Raw genomic sequence first — 12,628 nt, 5'->3', positions numbered from 1 at the left:
GAACGACTTCTTTCATTATCTTGGCTAAAAATAAAAGCTGGCACTGAAGCCAGCTTTTTTGTGTTACTCAACATCCGGCGGCGATAAAGTCGCCGTTAGCGCTGACCGGGATAACGGTGGTAAATAACACCAGCGCAAACAGGATCAGGATAAGCCCGCCCAGCGTCATCGTCAGTTTTGTCAGCGCGGTCGCATACTGCGTTGCCCATTCTGCATTGGCAGTCAGTACCCATTCTCTGGCGTGATGAACAACGGTTGCCAGAATCGTAATCGATAGCGCGGTTCCCAACGACATGACCAGTACCGCAGCCACGCCCCAGCTAAACATGCCGATTGCGTTGGCAAACAGCAAAATCATCAGCGCTCCGCTACAGGGTCTGATACCAATAGTGGCAATCACCCAGAGCGCGTTGCGCCAGCCGCCGGTTAGCTCGTCGGCCGTCGGTTGATGCTTATGGCCACATCCGCACTCCGCATGATGATCCGAATGCGCACGTCGGCGCAGTAGCGATAGCGGGTTAATGCCTGCCGCGCGAAAAAGTAAGGCCAGACCGAAAACCGCGATGAGCAAAGCGCTGGCTTTCTCTATCCAGTAACGGCTGCGGCTGAGATCGCCCGTTGACAGGTTAAACAGTATTGCCAGCACCACGATAAAAACGATGGCGACAACGCCCTGCATCAGGCTGCCCAGTAAGGTGATCGCTCTGCTTATTTTAAGGTGCTGGCGATGGGTAGCCAGATAGGTCGTGATAACAAATTTACCGTGTCCTGGTCCGACAGAATGCAAAAAGCCATAAACGAAGCTGCCAAAGATCAGCATCAGTCCGCCGCTTATCTGGTGATCGCGCTGTTGCAGCATGTAGAGCACCAGATAGCGGTGCAGGGTGATTTGCAGCGCCAGGCAATACTGCACAACGTCGCCCCAATGACGGGCAAACAGATAAAGCAGCGCAAGACAAAGCGCGCCGCCAGCGCTAAGCAAGGCAATTTGCGGTGGCTTGTTAAAAGAGTGTGCCTTCATATTTTCCTGCTTAGCGGCTTTATGACAGCTGCGTGAAACCAATAAAAGCGGAGGCACGGGGATTGCCCCGGTACTTCTGCCGGATTTAAACAATGAGTTTTAATAAGCTGAAACTCAAAAACATTGTTCCAGGTGTTATTCCGCCTGGCTGTTATCGGTAAAACTAATGCATAGACGGCAAGAAGCCCGTTTAAATTTCCTTAAACGGGCTTCTTAAATTCGATTGTACCGAACAGTGCGGTCCTCGTCGGTAAGCTAATCATCTAACTACCCTCTGTCAAGGCTCCTGAAACGGCCATCGTTCAGGGCCAGTGAAAAGTATATATGGCTAAAGAATTTTGGAGAAGGCTATGTCAGGCTTACAGGATAACTATCCTGCTGGTATACGCATTCAGAAAGCAAAAAGAAGAGTTATATTCGGCAGTAAAATTTATTACGCCCGCAAATAAACTATTGGATAATTATAATCTTTGCTTAATATAAGCATGATTTTTTTTACCCTATGTGATTACGCAAAGTAATATTTGTCGGCAGAGGCCGAATGCTCTACTGTTTGATTGTACGTATGTATGCGTACTATTTAACTGAGGGTTACTTATGTTCAACGCAAACCAATCCCAATCAGTCCGACGTGGATGTCTGGCGCTTCTGGCCTTTGCTCAACTTATCATTTCACTTGATATCAATATCGTTTTTGTTGCGTTACCAGAAATAGGAAAAGGCCTCCATTTTTCCGGACAGTCGCTTCAATGGGTAGTTAGCGCCTACACGGTTTTTTGCGGGGGTTTTCTATTGCTGGGAGGCCGGGCTGCTGACCAGATTGGCCAAAAGAGAATGTTTATTTTTGCACTGTTTCTTTATGCCGCTTCATCTTTAATGGGGGCGATTGCATGGACACCGGAGATGATAATCGTCGCTCGCGCGGTTCAGGGCACAGGCGGCGCGTTCCTTTTTCCGGCTACGCTTTCTTTACTGAACCGGTTATTCACAGAGGGCTCAGAAAGAAACCGTGCCTTAGCTATCTGGGGAGGCGCAGGCGCCAGCGGGCTGACGCTGGGTTCGCTTTCTGGAGGAATACTGACGGAATATGCCGGTTGGGCATCCGTTTTCTATATCAACGTCCTGCTGGCTGGTATAGCAATTATTCTTGCCGTTGCTCTTCTGCCCGCTGATAAGAAAAGAGCGGTCAGACAAGGTTTCGATATGCCGGGAGCATTGACGGTGACGGCCGCTTCAACTTTACTGGTTTTTTCTCTGGTACAAGGGCCTGAAGAGGGGTGGCGATCGGTGACGGTTCCGTTTACCTTATCCGTGCTCAGCCTTATCCTTTTTGTCGTCATTGAGCTTAAAAGCCGGACACCTCTGATGCCGCTGACGCTATTAAAGAATCGTTATCTTCTGTCAGGTGTAGTTATCACTTTTATTTATATGGGCACGTTTGGCGCGCTGCCTTATTTTGAAACTATCCTGTTCCAGGACGTGTTGAAATATTCAGCTTTAAAAACGGGGCTCGCTTTTATCGTGCCATCCGTATTTATTTTTGCCGGTACGCAAGCAGGTGCCAGGCTGACCGGAAGCTTCGGAACGCGTAGCGCTATGATGGCAGGATGCCTGACGGGTATCGCCGGAACCTTGATGATGATGTATGGAGCAACGGTCACCGGAACATACCTGATGCTGCTGCCGGGATTGATCGTTTCAGGTATTGGACAGGGGATTGTCTGGACGACCATGTGGATCTCAGCAGCAACGGGTGTACGGCATGATGAGCAGGGGATTGCATCCGGCATGGCATCGACAACGCTAAATGTAGGCAACGCCATCGGGCTGGCGATTTTGATTGCCGTGGCGACTTCACTTTCCCGGCATAGCGGCGAAGTTCATGACGCTTTCTTTCTGGCCACCATGGCAAAATACGCATTTATGTTAGCGGCGACGGGCATGTTTATGGCGTTTTTGATAGCCTGTTTTCTTCCTTCAAATACCCCATCTGCGCTGGACAACAAGACGTTAACGCCAGCTGACTGAGTAGAGATCCAGAGTTAAATAAGCGCCTGACGGCGCTTACCTGCTTACTTTACTCGGCACAATAGGTGGCAATTATCGAACTGGTCTGCTCATCCTGCGTAGCAGCCTTAAGAAACGAATCAAGAAGTCCAGGGAATCGCGAATCCAGATCTTCGCGCCTCAGGCTAAGAAGGTTCTCTCTTCCTGAAGGGATCTGCCAGATAATGCCGCCGTCACGGAGAGTGCGCCAGTGATGGGTAAGCGTAGATTTGGAAATACCTTTCAGCAGTGAGCCACAGGTATGTTCCTTTCCGTCTGCCAATACTTTCACCACGCTCATTCGGACAGGATGCCCAAGAGCGGCCAGAACACTGTCCAGCCGTAGCTGTTCACGGTTTGGATGATGCTTCATCATAGAAAAATAACCTTATTAAAAGGTATACAAACAATCGTACAATCATACTATAGATTTCATGATCCGCAGTTATTCGTCATGGTGTTATTGCATCGTTTTCAAATCTGTCAGCGCTGACGCAATCGTAAAATTAACTTTCGCTCCAGTATCATCCAGCTATCAGGAAGCTTTGAAACAGATGTCAGGATAAATCTTGATAATCGTCATAATTCAAGCCAGCTTCTGCTGCTTCATAAAGGGATACAGAAGGTTTGCTCTCCTGATTCCAGGAAAAAAGAACCAGATGCCAAAGACCTGGCGCTTTTCGGGAAGGGTCTATTAATCCGTTTATGCCATATGATTCCAGACGATTACGGACGCTCCATGACTCGGGGATACCGCCCTGACTTACAGTTTCCTGCCATGGGGCAAGCGTATCGTTGATATCAATATTGGCTGCCTGCAATCCAGCTAAATTTCGTAAATCAAAAATTTTATCAGCGATAACGCTGACCTTGATAATTTCAAGCCTGGCACGCCTGGCGCCGTTATGGGCTTTCAATGCCGCCTCTACGCCTTCTGGTGATGAACTAAGATACAGCGTGGGCTGATTGCTGTCTGAATAGCGGCCCGGAACCCTTGAGCCTGATAAAGCAACATCCCGATAAAGCGGATCTATTGCCCGATAAAAAATCCCCTTAACACTGGTTAAATAGTTGGTTAGTTCCATGAAGCCTCTGGACTCTCTTCTCAATAATTCAATGCTTAACGATAGTTGATTATTACTCAGGTCTGCCAGTAATCTGGCGAATGATGAAAGCCATCATCCACGCGTAAAACGCGCTTTATAAGCATAAATAATTACGATGTTTCGTAGGATTGATAACGGCGCTTTATAAGCACAGATAATTATGAGGTTTCGTAGGCTCAATACCGACGCAGCAACGCTAAGATGACTCTGGCAGACTTTTCGCCTCAATCTTTTACAACAGGTAAATAAAATGACGAAATATTACGACATCAGCAGGGCCAGTTCTCAGCCATAAAATCAATAAAACAGCGTATCCGTGGAGAAAGGTAGTGGCTCGTTGGCCACAGCGCTGAAAAACCGCCTGTTTTTACGCAGTGACCGGCTAACACTTCCTGCAACGTTCCCTGATTAAAAGCTTCCCGCACCACAAAATCAGGAACGTAACTTATCCCCAGTCCTGCGGTGCTGATATGGATTACCGCTTCAATGTTATTGGCCGTTAGTACAGAGACGGGATTAAAATCGCCTGTAATACGTATCCCCTGTAGTTCCCATGGCTGAACAAGCCCCGTTGAAGGAAAACGAAAGAGAACACATTTGTGATTTTTCAGATCTTCTGGGGAGGCAGGGGAGCCGTATTCGTCCAGATAAGCGGGACTTGCGCAAAGGACAAAGCTAAAATTCCCGAGCGTTTTCGATGTTAGCCTGGAGTCGGCGATCTCTCCGCTTCGTATAGCTACATCAAACCCTTCATCAATAAGGTTTACCAGTCGATCGCTGAAGTCCAGTTCCAGTTCGATAGCCGGATAGCGGCGAGTGAACGATGGAAGAAGAGGGAGCAGCAAGCGATAGCCTATTACCGGCAGTGAAACTCTGAGTTTTCCGGCAGGCTGTTCTACGGTGCGGGTTAATTCTGCTTCGGCTTCTCTCAGCTGCTCAAAAATATGCTGACAGCGTGCCAGTAACGTGATCCCTTCTGCGGTCAGGCTGACGTTTCGCGTACTGCGGTTAAAAAGTCTTACGCCCAGCTTATTTTCAAGTCTGGCAACGTTCTTACCCACGGCGGATGCGGAAATACCCAGGGATCTTGCTGCCTGTACAAAGCTGAGCGTTTCCGCCGTCCGTACAAAAGAAGTTAACAGAGTAAAACTGTCCATAGATTATAAACTTTTTGTCGCGTCAGAAGGTATAGCCAGTCTATTTATCTTATTAAATATCCGCAATAGGATGGGCAGACATTGTTTTTAACTTCTTAAAAACGCCGAATATCAAAGGTAATCTAATGACCTTCACCCTTGCATCTCCTTCACGGTATGCCAGAGCTATTGCCGCTCTCTCAATTTTCCTGGCGGCCATGCTGTTACCGCTAAGCTTTACCGGTGGCGTGATTACCACTCCGGCTATCAGTCATGCACTGGGTGGCTCTCCAGCAGTTCTCGCCTGGCTAACAAATGGATTTATGCTGACCTTTGGCAGTTTTCTACTAACAGCCGGCGTTACTGCTGATATTACCGGCCGAAAGCGTATATTTATTGCTGGCTTAATTACCTTTTGCTTTAGCAACCTGCTTATTGTTGTTTCTGAAAGTACTGGCGTAATCGGGCTATTGAGGGGGATTCAGGGTATCGCAGCAGCAATGACGCTGGCTGGGGGCAGTGCGGCACTGGCCCAGCTCTATGACGGAAATGCACGAACCAGGGTATTCAGTCTGCTCGGCACCATGTTTGGCGCCGGATTAGCTTTCGGGCCTCTCCTGATTGGGCTGATTACCGACGCTTTCGGCTGGCGCTGGGTTTACGCTGCAATGGCAATACTTTCAGGTATCCTGATGCTAACGGGCATGGCATTTCTACCACCTTCAGAAAAGCAATCGCAACAGAAAATGGATATAGTGGGCATAGTGCTTTTTACCGTGGCGCTTGTCCTGTTTACTCTGGCAGTTATGCTTATGCCAGGATGTGGGTGGTTATCATTTCCTGTGCTGGCTTTATTTATTGCCTCCATGCTGCTTATTCGACTATTTCTGACTCGCTGTCGGAAAGTAGAACATCCTGTTTTTGACCTCTCTCTTTTGCGCTATCCACGTTTTACTGGCGTGTTGTTATTACCGGTAGCGACCTGCTATTGCTACGTTGTCCTGCTGATTATTATTCCGCTGCATTTTATGGGTGGAGAAGGGTTGAACGAGACGCAAAGCGCCGTTTATCTTATGGCTTTGACCGGTCCGATGCTGATATTTCCCTCGCTTGCTGCCGTACTCACCCGCTGGTTTAAACCGGGGACAGTATCAGCAGCGGGGCTAATCCTGTCTGCCGTAGGATTACTGATGGCCGGGCAGGCAGTACAAAGCGGCAGCCTTAGCTTGCTTATGGTATCAATGCTTATCACTGGTACAGGTGCAGCGCTTCCGTGGGGGCTGATGGACGGGCTGGCCGTCTCTGCTGTGCCGCTGGAAAAAGCTGGCATGGCAGCCGGTTTGTTTAATACGGTGCGCGTGGCCGGTGAGGGGATTGCTTTAGCGATAGTTACAACATTTTTAGTAGAAATAAACGAACTGAATCTTGAAAAGGCAGTTTCTGCTTATAAACCCGATCTAATTAAGCAGGCTGCTACCTGGCTGGGAGGAGGGAATCTTAATCAGGCAGCAAAGGTTTTACCCAACCTTCCGCGAACGCTACTCCGTGAAAGTTACGATGATGCCTATACATTCTTATTTCAGGCTCTGGCGGTCATTACTGTTTTGTGCGCGTTTCTGGTGTGGATGACGTTAAGTAACAGCGAGGTGAGATCTCAAACCTTACCTGAATGATGTCCGTTTTTGCATAGCGAGAAAAAAGTAAAAGACGGCAGGAAAGTAAAGAATAGAAGCCAATACCCATTTAAAACTGGATATTGGCTTTCTGTTTAAAATTGATACTTAACTCCACCATTGCGTGTGCGCCAAATCATCATAAGAATATTTTTATCAATGCAGTTTTTGGGCGGTTTCATATCTGAGAAGCAAAGCCTGTCTTCGTCACCTTCCATCTGATAGCCATCGCCAAAAGCATAAACTACCATAAGAAAGGGTGTTCTGTCGCCAGATGGGATATTGTATTTATTCATAATCTCACTCTGATTTTTTTTCCACCAGCTTATCTTTTCTGAATCGGTTAACGGTAATTTATCAACAATGATCTGTGCTGTACTGCCATCGTAATGTGCCCCAATAACAGAAACATCGTTTTCCGCACTAAATAGATAGAGCAAGATGCAGGAAAATATAGCAAGTAGTAAAATAATTAATTTTCGCATTAACGTCTCCCTTCAATTTCTATTACAGCTTCCATATTGGTCAGGAATGGACGAAAGCCAAATCTATTAAAGCGTTGTAAGATAAACCAAATTTTAAAAAACTGAAGTTGGTTAAACTTTTTCTTGCGTATATCACTGACATCCAGGCCGAAATGATCCTGGCCAATGAATCTGACAGCTGCCCGCCATCCACTGTCATTAATATCTAAACGAATAATTTCAATTTTGTAGCATGAACATCGTGTATGGTAATTCCCATGCCATTAATTTTATCAAGTACCAAAGAATTGAATTTAGGAAGTACAGAGAGTTTGATAGCAGCAGCTAAATCATCCAGTTTCTCATCAGGAAATCCTCGACTGTTATAATCGACCAATAACCCAATCGCTTCTTTCATAACAGAGGTTGTTTTCCTGGCAGCATAGTCACTGTACAACTTCTCACGATAAGCCGTATTCAACTGGGGATCGTGAAAGGCTAAACCTCGTGAAAACTGAAAATGCCTCAGCATCCGATTGATTAAATGCCTGTGCGGGCCGATGAAGGAATAGGGTAGAGAAGTTACCTGCATTTCCTCAAACAAGAGTTGGGCACATTGCTGCACGCTTAGCTTGCCGCCACGGCTAATGCTGCCATACGCCCCGGCGAACCTTGATTGTGGATTATCAAACGTTGTTAATCGGGTTAAGGCATAGGGATCAACCTCATTTGATATATTGACCAGTCCAAACTCACTTTTTAACCTGTCCTCTGATATATCGCCATAACGCATATCATCGGTGGAAAAATCGTTAAAGCGCTTCTGCGTCGCGAAAATCATCGCTGGAAACTGAGCGTTGCTCATAGATAGTACTCCCTTACTTAGATCCATCCTCATTGAAATGCCAGACTGTCCATTTAGCGCAGTATATCGTAAAAATTTATCGTTGATAGCTATATCATACCGCCAGCAAGCACTGAGGGAACGCTTGATTGAAAGATAGAATGACGAAACGTCACACAATATCAGGAACCAGATAAAGGATGGAAGGTCACTGAATTTTCTGTGCAGATTCGGTACTACGCCTTCGCTCAGAGCATGATGAAACGACAGCACTTCCGCTGCTGGTAATCCAGAAAACTATTTCCAATCGAGCATAGTCGTTTTGTTTATCTGAATAGCAATAATCTTTTGCACCGCAAAAGCGTGCTTACTATTCGCCTGAAGAACTGCCGGCCAGGCGGGAGGCCGTTCTTACCTGATATTTTAATATTCTGACCGGGCGCAATAATTTCTCTCACGCACGACACGCTATCGTCAGGTAGGCCAACAGCAAAAAGCCCGCTTCAGTTTCCTGAAGCGGGCTTCTCAAAATATGGCTCCTCTGACTGGACTCGAACCAGTGACATACGGATTAACAGTCCGCCGTTCTACCGACTGAACTACAGAGGAATCGTTTGAACGGGGCGCATAGTATCGAGAGTGCATGGGGAAGTCAAAGCCTGTTTGGTGTTTTTGCATCGACTGCTGAATAAAGCAGCATGCTGTTCCGTTTTTAGCTAAATAAACGGATGCTGATATCGGGGCCGAGGCGAGTACTGACAGTTACACCAGCCCCGCTTTGCGTAACATCTCGCAATTCGCTGATGTATGGCTTTTTGGCGTACAGCAACTTTCGTCAGAACGATCACGTTTGTTTCATTTTGATATTGTTTATGCTGATTTCGAAATATAAATTCCAATCAGATGCCTCATTCACCTGCAAGGAATCTCTATGAAAAAGATCAGAATCGGCTTGATTGGTACAGGTTATATCGGACGCTGCCATGCTATTGCCTATGCGCAAGCCCCTACCGTATTTGCTTTAAAGGGCGAAATAGTGCGCGAAATGGTGGCGGAAATAAATTCGGAAACGGCAAAAGCGCAGGCTGCGGCGCTGGGTTTTTTGCGTTCGACAGGCAACTGGCGCGAACTGGTGGCCGATCCTGCTATCGATGTGGTTGATATTTGCGCTCCTAATTTTTTGCATAAGGAAATGGCGCTGGAAGCGATCCGCCACGGTAAGCACGTTTATTCCGAGAAACCGCTGGCGCTCAACGTTGCTGATGCAGAAGAGATGACGCATGCGGCGCAGCAGGCCGGGGTGAAAACGCTGGTGGGCTTTAACTATATGAAAAACCCGACCAGCCAGCTGGCAAAGGAAATTATCGCCAGCGGTGAGATCGGTGAAGTGGTGCACTTTTATGGCACGCATAATGAGGACTATCTGGCCGATCCGCTGACGCCGCTGGACTGGCACTGTCAAAAAGCGCTGGCTGGCCTGGGCGCCTTAGGAGATTTAGGTGCGCATATTGTCAATATGGCGCATTACCTGGTGGGGGATATTAGCGAAGTCTCCGGTGATATGCAGACGGTGATTAAGCGGCGCCCGGATGCCAAAAATCCGGCTTTACTACGCGAGGTTGAAAACGAAGATCGAGCCAGCGCGCTATTGCGCTTTACCAGCGGCGCACAGGGCGTCATTGAAACTTCACGCATCGCCTGCGGCAGCAAGATGGGACTAACCTACGTGGTCACCGGAACTAAAGGCGCGCTCCGCTATACGCAGGAAAGAATGGCGGAGCTGGCGCTTTATCAACACGGCGATACAGTCGGACGGCAAGGGTTTAAAACAATTCTTACCGGCCCGGCGCATCCTGACTATGCGGCCTTTTGTATTTCTGCCGGACACGGCATCGGCTTTAACGATCAAAAAACGGTGGAGGTACGCGATCTTATTAACGGTATTGCTGCCAACGACCGCATGTGGCCAGATTTTGCCGAAGGGCTACAGGTATCAAAAGTGCTGGAGGCAATAGCCATTTCGGCTCTGGAACGCCGCTGGGTGGGTATCTAATGATGGGGAGGAAAAGGGTAGCAATACTGTAACCTTTGAGGTTTTTCCATCAGGATATTACTGGTTAAATGTGACAAACATCACTTTTCTGCCAGGCTTAAGGAAGGCTAATCAAAAGGGAAAAAATGATGAGTATCAGAGGTATTGAGCATATTGGCATTACGGTTTCTAACCTTGCAGAGGCAGAAAAGTTTTTTATTAACGCGTTGGATGCCAGCGTGCTGTACCGTCTGGTGCCACCAGAAGATCCTGATGCAACCATGGAGGGCAAAGATATCCATTCGGTTAACGGCTTTCCGCCAGAGATGAAGGTGACAGGCGTGGCAATGCTGCGGTTAGCCAACGGCTGCAACGTGGAGCTGTTTCAAACCAGCCCGGAAACGGCAAATGGCCGCCAGGATATCAGTCATGCGGGCGTTAATCATTTCTCCATGTACGTGGATGATATTCATGCAGCAGGTGAGAGAATGAAAAAGCATGGCGCAGAAATGTATGATGGCCCAAATGATGCGTTTTCGCAGGAAGAGGGTAAGGGCAACCAAACCTGGTTCTGTCGCGCGCCTTTTGGTGCGCTGATTGAGCTGATTACGCTGCCTTCTCCTTTGCATTACGACGCTGAAGCGACCGAAAAACGCTGGATCCCGGCGAAGTCATCGTAAAAATTACTCAGGCGTAGAAAATAGCGGTAGCAAGGCAACAGTCGGCCGCCTTGCTACCGCCTGCCACCTTAACGGAAAGGCGGCTCGTTAAAAGTTCTTAATTTACGTGAATGCAGCTTGTCGCCTTCTGCGCGCAGCAGGTCGATGGCGCAAATACCAATCTGCAAATGCTCAGAGATAGCGCCTTCGTAAAAACGGTTCGCCTGTCCGGGTAATTTAATCTCGCCATGAATCGGCTTGTCGGAAACGCATAACAGCGTGCCGTAAGGTACGCGGAAACGATAGCCCTGCGCGGCGATGGTGGCGCTTTCCATATCGACAGCCACGGCGCGGCTAAGGTTAAAACGTAGCGCGGAAGCAGAGTAGCGCAGCTCCCAGTTACGATCGTCCGTGGTAACCACCGTGCCGGTACGCAACCGCTGTTTTACCTCTTCGCCCGGCATACCGCTGACCTGTTTGGTCGCGTCGAACAGCGCGCGCTGTACCTCGGCAATGCTTGGCACCGGAATATCCGGCGGCAATACCGCATCCAGCACGTGATCGTCACGCAGATAGGCATGCGCCAGTACATAATCGCCGATGGTCTGGCTTTCGCGCAGGCCGCCGCAGTGGCCAATCATCAGCCAGGCGTGCGGACGCAGTACGGCGAGATGATCGCAGATGGTTTTTGCATTGGAGGGGCCAACGCCGATATTGACCAGCGTAATGCCCTGGCCTTCTTTCGCGATTAAATGCCAGGCCGGCATCTGGTGATTTTTCCACGCCAGGCCAGAAATGGTTTCCTGAGGATCGGGCGTGTCGGCGGTAATATAAATGCTCCCCGCGCAGGAAAGGGCTTCGTAAGGCGAATCAGGATCGGCAATCTGCTCGCAGCTCCAGCGCACGAACTCATCCACGTAGCGGGTATAGTTGGTAAACAGTACCCACGACTGGAAATGTTCCACCGGCGTGCCGGTGTAGTGACGCAGGCGGGCCAGTGAAAAATCGGTGCGCAGCGCATCAAAATGCGACAGCGGAAACTTTTCGCCAGGCTGATAAAGTCCGTCGGCGTTTTCATCGCCGATTTGCGCCAGCTCGGTAGTGGGAAAATGCTGCGCCAGACCAGCGCTCATGCTGCGATCCAGCCCCAGGCTGGTGCCGTCAATCACATAGGGAAACGGGATCTCCTGCTGTGAAGGCCGCACTTCCAGCGTAACGGGGTATTCGTTGCACAGCATCGTGAGCTGCTCGGTAAGATAATGACGAAACAGCGCGGGACGAGTAATAGTCGTTGCGTAGCTGCCGGGCCGGGTAAAGCGGCCAAAGGCGCGTGACAGCTTGTGTTGTGCCGCATCGCCTTGCCAGCTAACGCGCAGCTCAGGATATACAAACAGACCGTCGGCGCGGCTGGCGGCATCCGGCAGCGTACCTTCGTTAACATAGGTAGTGATGGCCTGTCGCAGTGCGCTGACTGCCGCCTCATACAATGAGTCCAGCTTGTCCAGCGCCTCGCTGACAGATAATCCTTGGGGGGCAGAAGGCTGCGTCATGGTCTCTCCTCGGGCGGTTATTGTTTTCTTAACAGCATGTTAGCTGAAATCGCGCGTACGTGCTCAGATGCGGGAGGAATTCTTACAACCTTCATCA

Annotated in this window: 10 protein-coding genes, 1 tRNA gene and 1 pseudogene; 4 read left to right on the top strand and 8 right to left on the bottom strand. The window is 48.9% G+C overall.

The features are described from left to right. Positions 1–67: 67 nt before the first annotated feature. The gene (locus KUE00_RS01750; RefSeq protein WP_246757766.1) at positions 68–1,021 is read right to left on the bottom strand and encodes a nickel/cobalt transporter; all 954 of its coding nucleotides are present in this window, start codon (positions 1,019–1,021) and stop codon (positions 68–70) included. 597 nt (positions 1,022–1,618) lie between these two features. On the opposite strand from KUE00_RS01750, the gene KUE00_RS01745 reads away from it, so the two are divergent. Further along, positions 1,619–3,049 (top strand): MFS transporter, encoded by a 1,431-nt coding sequence (locus KUE00_RS01745; protein ID WP_246757765.1) that lies wholly within the window; start codon positions 1,619–1,621, stop codon positions 3,047–3,049. Positions 3,050–3,098: 49 nt separating this feature from the next. Here KUE00_RS01745 and KUE00_RS01740 read toward each other — a convergent pair whose 3' ends face one another. The 3 genes from KUE00_RS01740 to KUE00_RS01730 form a co-directional block, all read right to left on the bottom strand. Beyond that, a complete protein-coding gene (locus KUE00_RS01740; RefSeq protein ID WP_246757764.1) occupies positions 3,099–3,443 on the bottom strand; it encodes an ArsR/SmtB family transcription factor in 345 nt (114 codons plus the stop codon). Between the two features lie 181 nt (positions 3,444–3,624). Beyond that, positions 3,625–4,152: an RES family NAD+ phosphorylase gene (locus KUE00_RS01735; RefSeq protein WP_246757763.1), complete on the bottom strand. Its 528-nt coding sequence runs from the start codon at positions 4,150–4,152 to the stop codon at positions 3,625–3,627. A 290-nt stretch (positions 4,153–4,442) separates the two neighbouring features. Beyond that, complete coding sequence (locus KUE00_RS01730) at positions 4,443–5,330, bottom strand: LysR family transcriptional regulator (protein ID WP_246757762.1); 888 nt, start codon at positions 5,328–5,330, stop codon at positions 4,443–4,445. A 125-nt stretch (positions 5,331–5,455) separates the two neighbouring features. On the opposite strand from KUE00_RS01730, the gene KUE00_RS01725 reads away from it, so the two are divergent. Beyond that, the gene (locus KUE00_RS01725; RefSeq protein ID WP_246757761.1) at positions 5,456–6,982 is read left to right on the top strand and encodes an MFS transporter; all 1,527 of its coding nucleotides are present in this window, start codon (positions 5,456–5,458) and stop codon (positions 6,980–6,982) included. Between the two features lie 95 nt (positions 6,983–7,077). Here the strand turns inward: KUE00_RS01725 and KUE00_RS01720 are convergent, their stop codons facing one another. The 3 genes and pseudogenes from KUE00_RS01720 to KUE00_RS01710 form a co-directional block, all read right to left on the bottom strand. Next, a complete protein-coding gene (locus tag KUE00_RS01720) occupies positions 7,078–7,467 on the bottom strand; it encodes a DUF943 family protein (RefSeq protein ID WP_246757760.1) in 390 nt (129 codons plus the stop codon). After that, positions 7,467–8,239, bottom strand: a pseudogene (locus tag KUE00_RS01715) (DUF3289 family protein). The gene KUE00_RS01720 and the pseudogene KUE00_RS01715 overlap by 1 nt, the downstream one beginning before the upstream one ends. A gap of 584 nt (positions 8,240–8,823) precedes the next feature. Then, positions 8,824–8,899 (bottom strand) — tRNA-Asn (locus KUE00_RS01710). Positions 8,900–9,221: 322 nt separating this feature from the next. Between KUE00_RS01710 and KUE00_RS01705 the strand changes: the two genes are divergently transcribed. Together KUE00_RS01705 and KUE00_RS01700 are read left to right on the top strand one after the other, a co-directional pair. Next, on the top strand, positions 9,222–10,343 hold the full coding sequence (locus KUE00_RS01705) for a Gfo/Idh/MocA family protein (protein WP_246757759.1): 1,122 nt from the start codon (positions 9,222–9,224) through the stop codon (positions 10,341–10,343). A gap of 125 nt (positions 10,344–10,468) precedes the next feature. Next, positions 10,469–11,002: a VOC family protein gene (locus KUE00_RS01700; protein ID WP_246757758.1), complete on the top strand. Its 534-nt coding sequence runs from the start codon at positions 10,469–10,471 to the stop codon at positions 11,000–11,002. 68 nt (positions 11,003–11,070) lie between these two features. Here the strand turns inward: KUE00_RS01700 and KUE00_RS01695 are convergent, their stop codons facing one another. After that, positions 11,071–12,531, bottom strand: coding sequence for an AMP nucleosidase (locus tag KUE00_RS01695; protein ID WP_246757757.1), 1,461 nt, complete (start codon positions 12,529–12,531; stop codon positions 11,071–11,073). Positions 12,532–12,628: the final 97 nt, after the last annotated feature.

It is taken from the genome of Erwinia phyllosphaerae, from assembly GCF_019132875.1.
GTDB classification, from domain to species: Bacteria; Pseudomonadota; Gammaproteobacteria; order Enterobacterales; family Enterobacteriaceae; genus Erwinia; species Erwinia phyllosphaerae.
Note: the sequence above shows the minus strand (reverse complement) of the source record. Positions and strands in the feature narration are given on the sequence as shown.